Annotated in this window: 15 protein-coding genes; 14 read left to right on the top strand and 1 reads right to left on the bottom strand. The window is 67.9% G+C overall.

The features are described 5' to 3' along the window. The 7 genes from AC1VTH_RS02780 to AC1VTH_RS02750 all read left to right on the top strand — a co-directional run. Positions 1-822, top strand: an 822-nt coding sequence (locus AC1VTH_RS02780; protein ID WP_481334573.1) for a DnaJ C-terminal domain-containing protein, incomplete at its 5' end; no start/stop codon positions are given. Positions 823-929: 107 nt separating this feature from the next. Continuing rightward, complete coding sequence (locus AC1VTH_RS02775; protein WP_481334572.1) at positions 930-1907, top strand: PhoH family protein; 978 nt, start codon at positions 930-932, stop codon at positions 1905-1907. Further along, on the top strand, positions 1897-2424 hold the full coding sequence (ybeY, locus tag AC1VTH_RS02770; RefSeq protein WP_481334571.1) for an rRNA maturation RNase YbeY: 528 nt from the start codon (positions 1897-1899) through the stop codon (positions 2422-2424). The genes AC1VTH_RS02775 and ybeY overlap by 11 nt, the downstream gene beginning before the upstream one ends. Further along, positions 2421-2804: a diacylglycerol kinase family protein gene (locus AC1VTH_RS02765; RefSeq protein WP_481334570.1), complete on the top strand. Its 384-nt coding sequence runs from the start codon at positions 2421-2423 to the stop codon at positions 2802-2804. Before ybeY ends, AC1VTH_RS02765 begins: the two co-directional genes overlap by 4 nt. A gap of 14 nt (positions 2805-2818) precedes the next feature. Next, positions 2819-3721, top strand: coding sequence for a GTPase Era (era, locus tag AC1VTH_RS02760; RefSeq protein WP_301829293.1), 903 nt, complete (start codon positions 2819-2821; stop codon positions 3719-3721). 3 nt (positions 3722-3724) lie between these two features. Next, complete coding sequence (gene recO, locus AC1VTH_RS02755; RefSeq protein WP_481334569.1) at positions 3725-4474, top strand: DNA repair protein RecO; 750 nt, start codon at positions 3725-3727, stop codon at positions 4472-4474. A 172-nt stretch (positions 4475-4646) separates the two neighbouring features. After that, complete coding sequence (locus AC1VTH_RS02750) at positions 4647-5585, top strand: putative manganese transporter (RefSeq protein ID WP_481334568.1); 939 nt, start codon at positions 4647-4649, stop codon at positions 5583-5585. Here the strand turns inward: AC1VTH_RS02750 and AC1VTH_RS02745 are convergent. Next, positions 5582-6094, bottom strand: coding sequence for a hypothetical protein (locus AC1VTH_RS02745; protein WP_481334567.1), 513 nt, complete (start codon positions 6092-6094; stop codon positions 5582-5584). The two genes, AC1VTH_RS02750 and AC1VTH_RS02745, sit on opposite strands and share 4 nt — an antisense overlap. A 201-nt stretch (positions 6095-6295) precedes the next feature. Between AC1VTH_RS02745 and rpsO the strand changes: the two genes are divergently transcribed. The 7 genes from rpsO to AC1VTH_RS02710 all read left to right on the top strand — a co-directional run. Next, on the top strand, positions 6296-6574 hold the full coding sequence (gene rpsO, locus AC1VTH_RS02740; RefSeq protein ID WP_293825492.1) for a 30S ribosomal protein S15: 279 nt from the start codon (positions 6296-6298) through the stop codon (positions 6572-6574). Positions 6575-6742: 168 nt separating this feature from the next. Continuing rightward, positions 6743-8977 (top strand): polyribonucleotide nucleotidyltransferase, encoded by a 2235-nt coding sequence (locus tag AC1VTH_RS02735; protein ID WP_293672896.1) that lies wholly within the window; start codon positions 6743-6745, stop codon positions 8975-8977. A 259-nt stretch (positions 8978-9236) separates the two neighbouring features. Then, positions 9237-10895 (top strand): ribonuclease J, encoded by a 1659-nt coding sequence (locus tag AC1VTH_RS02730; RefSeq protein ID WP_481334566.1) that lies wholly within the window; start codon positions 9237-9239, stop codon positions 10893-10895. 4 nt (positions 10896-10899) lie between these two features. After that, positions 10900-13587, top strand: a complete 2688-nt coding sequence (locus tag AC1VTH_RS02725; protein WP_481334565.1) for an FtsK/SpoIIIE family DNA translocase — start codon at positions 10900-10902, stop codon at positions 13585-13587. Between the two features lie 5 nt (positions 13588-13592). Then, the gene (locus AC1VTH_RS02720) at positions 13593-15092 is read left to right on the top strand and encodes a helix-turn-helix domain-containing protein (RefSeq protein WP_481334563.1); all 1500 of its coding nucleotides are present in this window, start codon (positions 13593-13595) and stop codon (positions 15090-15092) included. 51 nt (positions 15093-15143) lie between these two features. Then, positions 15144-15641: a YajQ family cyclic di-GMP-binding protein gene (locus AC1VTH_RS02715; RefSeq protein ID WP_293825500.1), complete on the top strand. Its 498-nt coding sequence runs from the start codon at positions 15144-15146 to the stop codon at positions 15639-15641. Between the two features lie 73 nt (positions 15642-15714). After that, positions 15715-16665, top strand: a 951-nt coding sequence (locus tag AC1VTH_RS02710) for a MiaB/RimO family radical SAM methylthiotransferase (RefSeq protein ID WP_481334561.1), incomplete at its 3' end; no start/stop codon positions are given.

Raw genomic sequence — 16665 nt, 5'->3', positions numbered from 1 at the left:
ACGCTGCGCGTCTCGCTCGCCGAGGCTGCGAGCGGGTGCACCAAGACGGTCGCCTACGATCGCCTCGCCCCCTGCGACGACTGCAACGGCTCGGGCTGCGCCGAGGACGGCCACGTCACGACGTGCTCGCGCTGCCACGGCACGGGCCGCGTGGTGACGGTCCAGCGCACGATCTTGGGACAGATGCAGACCCAGTCCGAGTGCCCCGCCTGCCATGGCACCGGCCACACCATCGACCACCCCTGCGAGACCTGCGGCGGCCAGGGCCGCACACCCAACCACGAGACGGTCAAGATCGACGTTCCCGCGGGCGTCCACTCAGGCCAGAGCCTGCGCGTCGAGGGCTACGGCGAGGCCGGCGTGCGCGGCGACACCTCGGGCGACCTCATCGTGCGCATCGAGGTCGTCGAGGGCGACCGCTTCCAGCGCCAAGGCGACGACCTGTTCTGCGTCGAGGACGTCACGGCGCTCGAGGCCATGTGCGGCTGTACGCTCGACGTCGAGGGCGTGCTCGCCGACGAGCGCGTGAGCGTGAGGGTCCCGGCCGGCTGCCAGCCCGGCCAGCACGTCGAAGTCGAGGGCTATGGCATGCCCCGCCAGGGATCTGCGGCCCGCGGCAAGCTCGTCGTCGTGGTGAACGTCGTGGTGCCGGGTGACCTGTCGGCAGACGACCTCGAGACGCTGCGCTCCATCGCCGAGAAGCGCGGCGAGAGCGTCGGCGACGTCGCCGGTACCGACGCCCGCGAGGGCGAGGGCCTCTTCGGGCACGTGCGCCGCGCCGCCTCCGCCCGCCCGAGCGGCAAGGGCAAGTGCAAGAAGTAGCCGCTGCCCCTACGCGCGCCCCAGCCTCGTGGCCCCTTGCGCGGACTGCGCGGCTGGGGCGCGTGTCGTATCATCGAGTTGTTCTCGCACCCAGACTTTGGAGGAGCATGGAGCCCGCCCAGGTTCGCCTCACGATTCCCGATTCCCTCGACCTCACGCGCCTCATGGGTCCCGCAGACTCGCTGCTGCGCCGCATCGAGGCCGCGACGGACGCCTCGATCACCGTGCGGGGCAATCAGGTGAGCGTCGCGGGAGACCCGGTCGAGGCCAACCGCATCGTGGGCGTGTTCTCGAGCCTCATCAACCTCGTGAGCAGGGGAGACGTGCCCACCACGGGAGACGTTGACCTGCTGCTCGCGAGCTCTGACGAGGCAGGCATCGCCTACGCCTCGCTTGGCGACGACATCCTGCTCACCTATCGCGGCCGTGCCCTGCGGCCCAAGACGGCCGGCCAGCGCCGCTACGTCGAGGCCGTGCGCACCCACACCCTCACCTTTGCGCTGGGACCCGCCGGCACGGGCAAGACCTACCTCGCCATGGCGATGGCCGTGGCGGCGCTCAAGCGCCACGAGGTGGGCCGCATCGTCCTGTGCCGCCCCGTCGTGGAGGCGGGGGAGTCGTTGGGATACCTGCCCGGCACCCTCCAGGAGAAGCTCGACCCCTACGTGCGCCCGCTCTACGACGCCCTCTTCGACATGACCGACATGGAGAAGGGCAACGCCATGATCGAGCAGGGCATCATCGAGATCGCCCCGCTCGCCTACATGCGCGGCCGCACCCTCAACGACGCCTTCGTCATCCTCGACGAGGCTCAGAACACCACGCCCGAGCAGATGAAGATGTTCCTCACGAGGCTGGGGTTCCGCAGCCGCTTCGTCGTGACGGGTGATGCCTCCCAGCGCGACCTCGCGGGGACGAGCGGCCTCACGGCGGCCCGCCGCGCGCTCGAGGGCACCGACGACATCGCGTTCGTCGACCTGGGCCGCGCCGACATCGTGCGCCACCCGCTCGTGGCGCGCATCGTCGAGGCTTACGAGCGCACCGAGCGGCACGACCGTGAGAGGGGAGCGTCCCATGAGCGCTGAGATCGAGCTGTTCTGCGAGGAGGGCGCGAGCCTCGCCATCGACGAGGCCGAGCTTGCCCGCGTCTTTGACCTCGTGCTTGCCGAGGAGGGCGTCGAGCGCACCTGCTGCGTGTCGGTGAGCGTGCTTGGCGAGTCCTCCATGCAGGCGCTCAACGCCGAGTGGCGTGGCGTCGAGGCCCCCACCGACGTCATCTCGCTCGAGTGCGAACGCCCCGACGACCCCGACCTGGGCCCGGACGAGCCCTGCGAGCTCGGAGACATCGCGATGGCACCCTCGGTGCTCGCTGCGCAGTCCGCCCGCTATGGCACCACGCCCGAGGACGAGACGCGCCTCATGGCAATCCACTCGCTGCTGCACCTGCTGGGCTACGACCACATCGAGGAGGCCGACGCCGCCGTCATGGAGGCGCGCGAGGACGAGCTTCTGGCCCTTGCCTGCGGGCGCGACCTCGGCCACGTCGCCACGACGCGCCATGCGGACGACACCCCTCTTCCAAAGGCGGGTGAGCGGCCGTGATACCGGGCTCCAAGGAGAACCACCCCTCGTTTCGCAAGAGCTTCGGCTTTGCCATCCAGGGCTTTCGCTTCGCTGTCATGAGCGAGCACAACATCAAGGTGATGCTCGGCGGCTTCGTGCTCGCCGTCGTCGCGGGGCTCGTCATCGGGCTCGACGCGGCCCGCTGGGGCGTCGTCTTGCTGTGCTGCGGCGTCGTGCTCTCCGCCGAGCTCATCAACACCTCGATCGAGACGATCGTCGACCTCGTCTCGCCCGAGTACCACCCCCTCGCGGGGCGGGCCAAGGACATCGCCGCGGCCGCCACCTGGGTGCTGTGCGCCTTCGTCGCCTTCGCCGGCATCATCGTCATCGGCTCCGCCGCCATCGAGAAGTTCCTCTAGGGCTAGGAGGCCCCATGTCTGACACCCCCTTCAAGAGTGGCTTCGTCGCCCTCGTCGGCCGTCCCAACGCCGGCAAGTCAACCCTGCTCAACGCCTGCTGCGGGCAGCGCATCGCCATCACGAGCCCCGTGGCCCAGACCACGCGCAAGCGCCTGCGCGCCGTGGTGAACACGCCCGAGAGCCAGATCGTCATCGTCGACACGCCGGGCCTGCACAAGCCTAAGGACGCCCTTGGCAAGGAACTCAACCGTGCCGCCCTGGGCGAGCTTGCCGACGTCGACGTCGTGGCCATGCTCGTCGACGCCACTAAGCCCGTGGGCACGGGCGACGAGTGGGTCGCGGGTCACGTCGACCACGCCCGCGCACCCAAGATCCTCGTGCTCACCAAGGCCGACCTCGCCAAGCCCGACCAGATGGCCGCCCAGCTCGAGGCCGCCCAGAAGCTCGCCCACTTCGACGACGTCATCGTCACGAGCGCCACCGAGGGCTTCAACGTCGACGCGTTCCTCTCGCTCGTGAACGAGAAGCTGCCCGAGGGCCCCAAGTGGTTCCCCGACGACATGGGCTCCGATGCCACCGAGGAGGACCTCGTGAGCGAGTTCGTGCGCGAGAAGGTCCTGCTCAACTGCCGTGACGAGGTGCCGCACTCGGTGGCCGTCGTCTGCAACGACATCGTCTGGAAGAAGGACGGCCACGCGAGCGTGAGCGCCACGATCCTTGTCGAGCGCGATGGCCAGAAGGGTATTATCGTGGGCCGCGGTGGCTCTATGATCAAGAAGATCGGCTCTGCCGCTCGTCCCGACATCGAGCGCCTGCTTGGCGCCAAGGTGTTCCTCGAGCTGCGCGTTCAGGTGCGCCCGCAGTGGCGCCGCGACCAGAACGAGATCCGCCGCCTGGGCTACGAGGCGGAGAGCTAGGCCTTGGCGTGCGGGCGCGCCCGCCACACCGCGGGCATCGTCATAGACCGCACCAAGCTGGGCGAGAGCGACCTCATCCTCACAATCCTCGAGGCGTGTGGCTGCCAGGCCCGGGCCGTTGCCAAGGGCGCGCGCAAGCCGGGCGGCAAGCTCGCGGCGCGCGTCCAGCTCTTCTGCGAGCTCGACCTGCTGCTGGCCCAGGGAAGGAGCCTCGACGTGGTGGCCGAGGCCCAGCTCGAGTGCCCCCACGCGGCGCTGCGCGGCGACCTCGCGCGCGTGAGCGCGGCGAGCGTCGTCTGCGAGGTGGCCCGCCTCACGAGCTTTCCCGAGGCGCCCGACCCGTTCCTTGCCCCCATCTGCTCGCGGGCCCTGCTCGCCTGCGAGCAGGCGGCCGACCAGCCCCACCTTGACGTCGTCGTGGCGGCATACGTGCTCAAGGTCCTCTCGCACCAGGGCTGGCGCCCCGTCCTCTCCGAGTGCGTCGCCTGCGCCGACCCCGCACCCACGCGCTTCTCGGCCCTGGCGGGCGGGGCCCTGTGCGAGAGCTGCGCCAGAGGCGTCGAGGGCGCCGAGCCCGTCGACGCCGCCACCCTCGCGTGGCTTGCGGCGCTCGTTGGCTCCACCTTCGACGAGTTGCTCGCGGCGCGGGTTGAGGAGCACATGGCGGCCGAGCTGCTCGCACTCGTGCACGTCTGGGCGGCCACCCACCTCGACGCGCGACTGCGCGCGTTCGAGTTTGCCCTGAGCGTGTAGGGCTGGCCCTCGTCTTCCCGTTTCGCAGGTTGGTGGGCTGGCGGCCGGCTTGTCTCGCCATCGCGGCTCAAGTTGTGAAGCCCCCTCCACCCTGAGAATGTGAGCAGTCATTCAGACTTCGGCTTGGCTATGATGCATCGCCGACAAACATTCTCAGGGGGAGTACCACCACATGGATCTTGTTATCGACGTCCTCAAGGACGCCCTCATCGACACGGCCGAGCTCGTGCCGTTTCTCTTCGTGACCTACGTCGCCGTGAGCCTGCTCGAGCTCTTTGCCTCCGGGCGCGCCGGCGACGTCATCCAGCGCGCGGGCCACGCGGGCCCGCTCTTTGGCGGCCTGCTGGGCCTTGTGCCGCAGTGCGGTTTCTCGGCCATGGGCGCCATGCTCTATGCGGACCGCATCGTGACGCTTGGCACTTTGGTGGCCGTTGTGCTGTCGACTTCAGACGAGATGCTGCCGCTGCTCGTGGCCGAGCGCCTCGACGCGGGGCTGCTCTTCAAGATCCTCGCCACCAAGGCCGTGCTCGGCGTCGTGCTGGGCTTCGCCGTCGACCTCGTGCTGCGCGCCACGCTCCACCGCACGTCTCTCCTTGCGCTTCCCGAGCAGGGCAAGGGCCAGCAGGATGGCGATGAGACGAGCGAGCAGGGCGAGTACGACGTGAGCGAGTACTCCTGCGACTGCGGCTGCGAGGAGCCCATGACCCGCGGCGAGGTCGCGCGTTGGATTGCCGTGAACTCGGCCTACAAGACCGTGCAGGTCACGGTCTTCATCTTTGCCGTGACGCTCGTGCTGGGCGCCGCCATCGAGCTTGTGGGCATTGACGCCATCGCGTCGTTCTTCTCAAGCAACGCCATCGTGGCGACGTTTGCCTCGGGCCTTTTCGGCCTCATCCCCAACTGCGCCGCGAGCGTGGTCATCACGCAGCTCTACCTCGACGGGGCGCTGGGCTTTGCGCCGATGATGGCGGGCGTGCTCGTCGCGGGAGGGGCGGCCTACCTGGTGCTCTTCCGCGCCAACGCGAGCGCCAGGGAGAACGTCGCCATCGCCGCGCTCATGTATGCGCTGGGCGTGGGCGCGGGCCTCGTCATGCTGGCGATTGGGTTCTAGCGCTCGAGCCTGATGGGGCGGCGCGGGCTTGCGACCGCGCTGGGGTACTCGCTGCCGCAGCGCAGGGCCAGCACGAGGTCGTCGATGGCCTCTGAGGCATAGCGGCGCGAACGCCCCATGCGGGGTCGGCCCATGTGCTCCGCGAGCTTCTCGACTCCCATGATGACGAGGGTTCCCGCCCAGAGACTGCCTGTTAGGGCTATGTCGTTTTTCGAGAAGCTGCAAGCGAGCTGCGCTGTGTCTACGTCCGTGCCGTCGCAGCACACGATGGCGTAGTTGAGCCTGCCGCTCAGGCTGGGCAGGGGAGTGGCCTGGCCGTTCCAGTACCAGGCACTGACCGTGGCGTCTGCCGCGGAAGGGTCGTCGATGATCTGGGGCGCCTTCGTGCCGCCCAGCTTCGAGTAGGCGGTGAGTGCGTCGGAAAAGTCCTCGAGCAGAAGTCCTGGCAGCGCGCTTCCCGTCTTGTCTGCGTTGTAGAGCGCTATGGTGCGTGGCGCGAGCGATCGCATGGGGCCTCCGTAGTCTGTGACTTTCATCTGCTACGATACCCCTCGTCGCGTCGACGTACCTACATGGCGGTCTTGTGTTGTTAACCGCCGCGTCCGGGGCGTGTGCTACTATCTACAAGGTTTGTTGGTACCCCTCACTTGGACGGCCGCTCACACCGACGGCGCTCCCAGTCTGGGGCGAACGTAGAGAAAGGTGTCATCATGACCATCTCCAAGGAGCGCAAGGCCGAGCTCATCAAGACCTACGGCAAGAACGAGCACGACTCCGGCTCTGCCCCCGTCCAGGTCGCCATCCTCACCGACCGCATCAAGGAGCTCACCGAGCACATGAAGTCCCACAAGAAGGACTTCCACACCCGTCGTGGCCTGCTCATGCTCGTTGGTAAGCGTCGTCGTCTGCTCTCCTACATCAAGAGCAACGACATCAACGAGTACCGTGAGCTCATCGCCAAGCTCGGCATCCGCGACAACATCCAGTAAATCTGGACCTACGGGGCGCTTCGGCGCCCCTTTTCATAACGCGTGCCCAAGGGTCTGGGCACAGCGGGCTTGCCCCAAGGGGCCAGACCAAGCGCATCCGCACGTCGCGGGTGTCGGAGCCCGCAGACGGCCCGTCTGCAACGTGGCAGGCGGAGATAAGGGAAAGAAATGGCAAAGGTTACACACGAGTTCGACCTCTACGGCAAGCACTACGTGCTCGAGACCGGTGAGCTTGCCAAGCAGGCCACCGGCGCAGTCCTCGTCAAGCAGGGCGACTCCACGGTCCTCGTTACCGCGGTCGTCTCGAAGGAGCGCAAGGACTACGACTTCTTCCCGCTGACGGTCGACTTCATCGAGAAGATGTACGCCGTGGGCCGCATCCCCGGTGGCTACCTCAAGCGTGAGGCCCGTCCGTCCGAGAAGGCCACGCTCACCGCCCGCATGATCGACCGCCCACTGCGCCCGAGCTTCCCGGCCGGCTTCCGCAACGAGGTCCAGGTCGTCGCAACCTCTCTCGTGGCCGACCAGGTGAATCCCGTTGACACCATCTGCGTGATGGCCGCCAGCGCCGCCTTCACCGTGGGTGGCGTGCCCTTCGAGGGCCCGCTGGCCTGCGTGCGCATCGGCCGCGACCCCGAGACCGGCGACTTTATCGTGAACCCCACCTACGAGGAGCGCGACGCCTCTGACCTCGACCTCGAGCTCGCTGGCTCCGACTCGTTCATCTCGATGCTCGAGGCCTCCGCTGACGAGATCAGCGAGGAGGACATGCTCGCCGCCATGGCCTTTGGCCAGGAGGCCATCGCTGCCTTCTGCGCCGAGCAGAAGAAGTTCTTCGAGAAGGTCGAGCAGGTCAACGGCCCGATTCAGCAGCGCGAGTACGTCTACGACGAGCCCGTGCCCTACGTTCACGACAAGGTCTTCGCCCACTACGACGAGATGAGCGCCGCCCTCAAGGACGCCGACAAGCTCTCGCGCATCGGCAAGGTCGAGTTGCTCAAGGCCGCCATCAAGGCCGAGTTCACCGAGGAGGAGCAGGCCCAGTACAGCCGCGAGATTCCCGTCGAGCTCAAGAGCCTCGAGAAGCACGCCATGCGCTGCATGGTCGTCGAGACCGGCGAGCGCGTTGACGGCCGTGCCGCCGACGAGATCCGCCCGCTCATGGTCAAGCCTGACTACCTGCCTCTCGTCCACGGCTCCGGCCTCTTCCAGCGCGGCCAGACCCAGGTGCTGTCCGTCTGCACCCTGGGCATGCTCAACGAGTGGCAGCGCCTCGACACCATCGAGCCGGTCGACGGCAAGCGCTACATCCACCACTACAACTTCCCGCCCTACTGCACCGGCGAGACCGGCCGCATGGGCAGCCCCAAGCGCCGCGAGATCGGCCACGGCAACCTCGCCGAGCGCGCCCTTCTGCCGGTGATCCCCTCCGAGGAGGAGTTCCCCTACACGATTCGCGTCGTCTCCGAGGTCATGGAGTCCAACGGCTCCTCCTCGATGGCCTCGACCTGCGGCTCCACGCTCGCCCTCATGGACGCCGGCGTGCCCCTGAAGCGTCCCGTCTCCGGCATCGCCATGGGCCTCATCCAGGAGGAGGGCAAGACCGTCGTCCTGTCCGACATCCAGGGCCTCGAGGACTTCCTCGGCGACATGGACTTCAAGGTGACGGGCACCGAGCGCGGCATCACCGCCATGCAGATGGACAACAAGGCCACCGGCCTCACGCCCGAGATCCTCTCGCAGGCGCTGCACCAGGCCCACGAGGGTCGCGCCTTCATCCTGCAGACGATGCTCGACGCCATCCCCGCCCCGCGCGAGACTCCCAAGGACACCGCGCCGCAGATCATCACGATTCAGATCCCGACCGACAAGATTCGTGACGTTATCGGCTCGGGTGGCAAGGTCATCCGCGGCATCCAGGACGACACGGGCGCCACGATCGACATCCAGGAGGACGGCAACGTCTTCATCGCCGGCACCGACGGCGCTGCCCAGGACGCCGCGGCTCGCATCAAGGCCATCGTCAAGGTGCCCGAGGTGGGCGAGGAGTACACCGGCCGCGTCGTGGGCATCCAGCCCTTCGGCGCCTTCGTCGAGCTGCTGCCCGGCAAGGACGGCCTGCTCCACATCTCCCGCGTCGCCCAGGGTCGCGTCGACAAGGTCGAGGACGTCCTCTCCATCGGCGACGAGGTCAAGGTCAAGGTCCTCGAGGTCGACGAGAAGGGCAAGATTTCGCTCGATCGCCTCGACAAGCCCGAGGTTCCCGGTGGCTCCAAGGGCGGCCACGGCGACCACCACGAGCCTCGCGGCGAGCGTCGCGGGCAGGGCAAGCCGCGTCGTCACCCCGGTGACAACGGCAACGCCGGCTCCGGCCGCGCCCCGCGCCGTCACCACGAGGGCTAGGCGAGCGCTCTGACTCCGAGCGTGCCTAGGCGCACCTGAGGTTTTAGCTTGAACGCAGCAGGGGAGGGCTCCACGGAGCCCTCCCCATGTTGCATAATTACTTGTTGGCGAATTCGCTTCATGGCAGAGCCCACGCGAGAGCGCCCCGACCCGGGACGCCCTCGCGTGGGCACGGCTTCTGCCAGCTCGCCTTTGGTCAAGACGCGGACGAAGGTCCGCTTGCATTGCAGACAACGACACAAGGAGGTTCTGCGCACACATGGCAAAGACCCCAACTCTGAGAATCATCCCGCTTGGCGGCCTCGACGGCATCGGCAAGAACATGACCGCCTTCGAGTGCGGCGACGACATGGTGCTCGTCGACGCCGGCCTGATGTTTCCCGACGATGACCAGCCCGGCATCGACCTGGTGCTGCCCGACTACACCTACGTCCTCGAGAACGAGGAGAAGCTCCGCGGCATCGTGATCACCCACGGCCACGAGGACCACACCGGCGCCCTCCCGTACCTGCTCATGGACCTCACCCGCAAGGTGCCCATCTTCTCGAGCAAGCTCACCCTGGGCATGATTGAGGGCAAGCTCGCCGAGCACAACATCAAGTCGCCCAAGTTCCGTGAGGTCACCGACGGCAGCAGCGTTAACCTCGGCTGCTTCTCCCTGCAGTTCTTCGCGATGACGCACTCTATCCCGGGCGCCTTGGGTATCTTCCTCAAGACCCCGGCGGGCACCGTGCTCCACACCGGCGACTTCAAGCTCGACCAGACGCCCATCGACGGCGTGCGCCCCAACTACAACGCCATCAACCGCTTTGGCCGCCAGGGCGTCGACCTGCTGCTCTCCGACTCCACCAACGCCAACATGCCCGGCTTCACGCCGAGCGAGGCCACGGTGGGCGCCTCGCTTCGCCACATCATCAAGAACGCCCCGGGCCGCGTGTTCGTCGCGAGCTTCTCGAGCCACATCCATCGCCTGCAGCAGGTTTGCGACGCCGCTACGGCCGTGGGCCGCAAGGTCGTCGTGACCGGCCGCTCGATGATCACCAACACCAAGGTCGCCCGCGAGCTTGGCTACCTCAAGATCGCCGAGGAAGACATCCTCGACGCCTTCGAGCTCAAGGACATCCCCGACGACAAGATCGTCGTGCTGTGCACGGGTTCGCAGGGAGAGCCGCTCTCGGCGCTCGCGCGCATGGCGAACGGTGAGCACAAGAGCCTCTCGATTGGTCCCGACGACACGGTCATCATCTCGGCCACGCCCGTGCCCGGCAACGAGAAGAGCGTCCAGGGCATCATCAACTCGCTGTCCAAGATCGGCTGCGAGGTCTATGACAAGTCCAACGCCACCGTGCACGTCTCAGGCCACGGCCGCCAGGAGGAGCTCAAGCTGATGCTCGCCATGGTGCACCCCAAGAACTTCATGCCGGTCCACGGCGAAGCCGTTCATCTGCGCGCCCATGCGAAGCTCGCCGAGGGCATGGGCCTCTCCCGCGACCACATCTTCATCCTCGACAACGGCGACTCGCTGCAGATGAGGGACGGCAAGGTCTCGCTTGGCCCCAGCTATGACTCGGGCATCATCTACGTCGACGGGTTGCGCATCGGTGACACGGACCCCGTGGTCCTGCGCGACCGTCAGAAGCTCGCCCAGGACGGCATCGTCACCTGCGTTGTGACGCTCAAGAGCCGCTCCTGCAAGGTGGCCGACGTCGACGTATCGAGCCGCGGCGTCTCCTTCGCGAGCGACGACGAACTGCTCGCCGGCATCGAGGACACCTGCCGCACCACCATCGCCAAGAACAGCCAGGGCAGCCCGTCGGTCGACGTGCTGCGCAAGGCCGTCCGCAACTCCCTGTCCAACTACCTGTGGAGCAAGACTCACACCCGTCCCATGATCATCCCGGTCGTCATGGAGGTCTAGGCTCGTGCCAGCCAAACGCAGCTCAAACGCACACAAGAAGGCTCCCAGCCCCGAGTCGGTGGGCATCGCCAACGACCTCGTCGGCGTGCTCATCATATTCGTCGCCATCGCGATGATCGTCTCGCTCGTCTCGCCCTCGACCGCCGTCGTGACCCACGCCGTGGGCCAGGGGCTGCGCCTGGGCTTTGGCGAGGGCGCGATCCTCGTGCCGGTGGCCATGATCCTGTTTGCCATCACGATGTTCCTGCCCTGCGACGCGGCCCTCGTCGGCCGCGTGGCGGGTGGCCTTGCGCTCATCGTCGTGGCGGCGCTCTCGATGCTTTCCATACTCATTCCCGGGGCAGACGCCGCCCCCGACCTCGTGATGGCCGCCGAGAAGGCCGCGGGCGCCGGGGGCTACGTCGGCTCCGGCGTGGCCTGGGTGCTGCTTACCTACCTGGGACAGCCCGTGGGCATCGTCATCCTCATCGGCTGCATCGTCTGTGGCTGCGTGGTCTGCGGTTTCTCCATCTCCAACCTCGTCGAACGCATCCGCCGCTCGATGGGCCTTGCCGCCGAGCGCATCGCCGAGGCGCGCGAGACGCACGACACCCGTCGCCGCGAGCGCGCCGACGCGGCCGCCGAGGCCGCGATGATGGACGCCCCCGAGAACGAGACGGCCGTGCTCGACGAGCCCGAGACGAGCTTCGTGGGTGCGCGCCGCACGAGTGTGCTTCGTCGTGGCTTCAAGACCACGCGCATGGACCACCAGACAGGCACCCGCTCGCTTGACATCGACGACGCGCCCGCCGAGCAGGCCAAGACGAGCTTCCTGGGCCGCAAGCGCCACCCCAAGCTCGACATCAAGGACGCCAAGCCCGCCGAGGAGTTGCCCGTGCTCGACGCCCGGGCAACGCTCGATGCCGCCAACGAGGACCCCTCCCTGTGGGAGACGCCCTTCGAGATGCCCGAGGCCCCCTCCAAGAGGGCGCGCAAGGGCGCGCCCAAGGATGCTGCGGCTACGACTGACTCCGAGCCCGCCTCTGCCAAGGCCGAGGCCGAGAAGCCCGCGGACCCCGCTGTGCCAGACTTCCTGCGCAACGCCGCCGGCAAGAGCGCGAGTGCGGCCGCCGCTGTCGCCACTTCGGCTGCCGCCGATGGCGAGAAGCCCCATCCGGGCCGTGGCTCGCGCAAGGCCCAGGCCGCCGCCCCCGCAAGCCCCACGCGTCCCGGCGATACTTCTGACGACTTCACCCTGCCGCCTATGTCGCTGCTCAACAGCAACCCCAACTCGGCGAGCTCCGCCAGCACCGACTCCGAGCTCGAGCGCACCGCCCAGCGCCTGCAGTCGACCCTGCAGGAGTTTGGCCTCACGAGCCGCGTCTCCGGCTGGACCGCGGGTCCGCTCGTCACGACCTTCAAGATCGAGATGGGCGAGGGCGAGCGCGTCAACAAGATCACGAACCTGCAGGACGACATCCAGCTCTCGCTCGCCTCCGAGTCGGTGCGCATCTTCGCGCCCATCCCGGGTACGTCACTCGTGGGCATCGAAATCCCCAACAAGAAGCGCCAGAACGTGTGCCTGGGCGACGTCCTGCCCTACGCGCAGGGTGGCCCGCTCGAGTTCGCCATCGGCCGAGACTCGGAAGGATCCCCGGTCGTCGCGGACCTCGCGCGCATGCCCCACATGCTCGTTGCCGGCACCACCGGCTCGGGCAAGTCGGTGCTTATCAACGCCATCATCATGTCGCTCATCATGCGCACGACGCCCGAGCAGGTGCGCCTCATCCTCGTCGACCCCAAGCGCGTCGAGTTCTCCTGCTACGCGGGTCTGCCGCACCTCTACGTGCCGGTCGTGACCGAGCCGCGCCAGGCTGCGAGCGCGCTGCAGTGGTCGGTCACCGAGATGGACCGCCGCCTCAAGGTCTTCGAGCGCGCCGGCGCCCGCGACGTCAAGGTCTACAACCGCATGGTCGAGGACGGCAAGTTCGCCGACATGGAGAACCCGCCCAAGCCCATGCCCTACCTCGTCATCGTCATCGACGAGCTCTCCGACCTCATGATGGTCGCCGGCAAGGACGTCGAGGCCTCGATCGTGCGCATCGCCCAGCTCGCCCGTGCCGCCGGCATCCACCTCGTGCTCGCCACGCAGCGCCCCTCGGCAGACGTCGTCACGGGCCTCATCAAGTCCAACGTCGACACCCGCGTGGCCCTCAAGGTCTCGAGCTCCATCGACTCGCGCGTCATTCTCGACCAGACCGGCGCCGAGCGCCTCATGGGCAGGGGAGACATGCTCTTCCGCAAGGCCGGCGGCGTACTGCGCCGCGTGCTGGGCGCCTACGCGAGCGACGACGAGATCGAGAGCGTCGTTTCGTTCATCCGCGACCAGCGCGAGCCCGACTACCACGACGAGATTCTCTCGGCGGTGGCCCCGGCCCAGCAGGGCAGCGCCGCCACGGCCGACGACATGGACGAGGACGACCCGCTCGTGTGGGAGGCCGCGCAAGTGGTTGTGGACTCTCAGCTAGGTTCCACCTCGGGGCTGCAGCGCCGACTCAAGGTGGGGTACGCTAGGGCAGGTCGAATCATGGATAACCTGGAGCGCAAAGGCGTCGTGGGTCCCCCCGACGGCTCCAAGCCCAGGGAGGTTCTCCTCGACGCCGATGGGCTCGAGGAGCTTCGTGCGGCTGAGGCCGCGTACAGGGAGGTGTAGGCATCATGCAGCGTGCGCAGTTTGCGCAGATTCTCGCGGATAGGCGTCGTCAGCTGAGGCTCTCCATCCCCCAGGCCGCCCGCGTCCTCAGGATGCGCGAGAGCGTGCTCGAGGCCTTCGAGATGGGCGACTTCGACCATCTGCCCGCCCTGGGGTACGCCCAGGGCATGGTGGCGAGCTATGCCCGTTACCTGGGCCTCGATCCCAGACACATCACCGAGCTCTACGAGCGCGAGCACGCCGAGTACGTCACGGGCGTCACCGGCCGCGAGCCGAGCGGCTTGGCGAGGCTTGCCGACGAGCCGAGCATCGACGGCCCCACCTCGGCCACCGGAGCCGCCCGCTCCACCTCCACGGGTCTTGCCCCCACGCGCGGCTCCGGCTCGGGCTATGGGCCTTCCGCGTCGGCCGGCTCCTACGGCCAGCCCCGTGAGGGCGCGCAGGGCGTCTACAACCCGCGCGGCTCCTACGGCACCAACTACTCCTCGGGCGGCTACGGCTCGAGCTACTCCGACCGCCGCTACACCACGCGTAACCCCAATTCCGACGAGGAGCGCGAGAGGCGCCAGCAGCAGGCCGGCCGCGTCCGCAGGTCCTATGACGCCTACGATGACGAGCGCCGTGACCGCTCCGACGCGCGTGGCGGCTCCGCCCAGCGCGGGCGCGCGCCCCGTGACGCCGCTGGCCACGACGGCGACATCCAGACGCGTCGCATCGACTCTGGCCAGTACCACGACGACCTGCGCTTTGGCTCCGACGCCAGGCCCTATCGTCCGTCCTCGACGCGCGCGGGCCGCGCTGGCTCGCGTCCCGGCGGCGCCCCCGTGCGTCCCAACGTGCGCAGGCAGTCGCCCGACCGCAACCGAGACCCGCGCAACCGCGGTCGCAGGTCCCAGCCGCCCCGCAAGGGCATCGCTGGCGTCATCGACCGTCTGAACGCCGATCCCCGCCGCGCCATCACGCTGATGTTTGCCCTCGTGGCGATACTGCTCGTGGTCATCATCGTCTTCAGCGTGCGCTCGTGCGCCTCGTCCAAGTCGGACAACAGCAAGGTCAACGTCGTGACCGCCGTGACGAGCGAGGCCGCCTCGACCTCCGCCACCACGACGAGCGCGGCCGAGCAGCAGGCACTCTCGGAGGCTGCCGCCAAGAAGGCCGCCTCGCAAGCCGCCGCCCAGGCGCAGGAGACCAAGGTCACCGTCACGGTCGCCGAGGGTTCGACCACCTGGGTCGAGATCACGTGCGACGGCGAGCAGATGGTCGCCGAGTCGGTCACGGGCGCCTGGTCGCAGGAGTACACGCCCAAGAAGTCGCTCGAGATCCGCGTGGGAGACCCGAGTGTCGTGACGGTCGAGAAGAACGGCGAGCGCCAGACCTTCTCGGGCAAGTCTGCCGGCACGGCCTCGCTCACAATCGAGGGCACCGACCCCGCGGCCGCCGCGACAGCCTCGACCACGGCCGCCGCCGATGCCTCGGGCGACTCCGGCGACACCTCCTCCGAGTAGACACTCGCACTCACCATCCCAAGCAGGGCGCAGGCCCGGAAAGGACAGCACATGGCCAAGGACTCGAGCTTCGACGTCGTCTCCACGGTTGACATGCAGGAGGTCGACAACGCCGTGCAGCAGACGGCGCGCGAGCTCTCCCAGCGCTACGACCTCAAGGGCTCGGGCTCCAGCATCGAGCTCTCCAAGGCCGAGGGCACCGTCACCGTCTACGCCCCCGCCGAGTTCGTCGCCAACCAGGTCATCGATATCCTCAACGGCAGGCTCGTGAAGCGTTCGGTCGACCTCAAGAGCGTGAGCTGGGACAAGCCCGTCGCCGCCTCGGGCGACACGGTGCGCGTGATTGGCCGTGTGGTCCAGGGCATCGACAAGGAGTGCGCCAAGAAGATTTCCAAGGACATTCGCGACCTCAAGCTCAAGGTCAAGGCTCAGATCGACGACGACAAGCTTCGCGTCACGAGTGCTTCTAAAGACGCCCTGCAGCAGGTCATTTCCCACCTCAAGTCTCAGGACTACGGCATTCCGCTGCAGTTCACCAACTACCGCTAGCGTCTCGCCCCCGTCTCGTGCGCTGGAGCCGGGGGCGCGTCATGTTTTTAATCACGTACTGAAAGGTCTTTCCATGTCGCTTGACACCACCGCGACGTCGCCTGCCGTCCTGTTCGTTACCCTCGGGTGCGCCAAGAACGAGGTCGACACCGACCGCATGCGCAGCCTGCTGCTGCGCGCCGGCTACTCCGAGGCCGCCGAGGTCGACGAGGCCGACGCCGTCATCGTCAACACCTGTTCCTTCCTTGCCAGCGCCACCTCCGAGAGCATCGAGCGCACGCTCGAGCTTGCCGAGGCGGCCCAGGAGGGCGTGCGCGGACTGCCCATCGTTATGTGCGGGTGCGTGCCCTCGCGCTACGGCGACGAGCTCCCCGACCAGCTCCCCGAGGTCGCGGCCTTCGTGCGCGCCGACGCCGAGGACGGTATCGTGGGCGTCATGGACGAGGTCCTTGGCCACGAGTCGGTTGTGCCCGCCGCCGAGGGCGCGAGCGCAGGCCCGCTTGCGGAGCCGCTGCGCACCGTCGAGGGCGCGAGCGCCTACGTCAAGATCTCCGACGGCTGCGACCGCTTCTGCTCCTTCTGCGCCATCCCCTACATCCGCGGGCGCTACGCCTCGCGCCCGTTCGCTGAGATCGCGGGCGAGGTCCGCGCGCTTGCCGAGCAGGGCGTGCGCGAGTTCGTGCTCATCGGCCAGGACACGGGCATCTGGGGCAGGGACCTGGGTGAGGGCGACACGCTCGCGAGCCTGCTCGTTCGCCTCGCGAAGATCGTGCGCCCCTACGGTGCGTGGCTGCGCGTGCTCTACCTGCAGCCCGAGGGAATGACCGACGAGCTCGTCGCCGCCATCCGTGACACGCCCGAGGTGCTGCCCTACATCGACATCCCCATCCAGCACTGCAACGCCGCCGTGCTCAAGAGCATGAACCGCACGGGCAGCGCCGACGAGTTCCGCGCGCTGTTCGACCGCCTGCGCCGCGAGATCCCCGGCATGGTGCTGCGCACCACGGGCCTCGTGGGCTTCCCC

It is taken from the genome of Parolsenella sp., assembly GCF_982402205.1.
The sequence above is the reverse complement of the archived record's forward strand: the minus strand, read 5'-3'. Positions and strand labels throughout refer to the sequence as shown.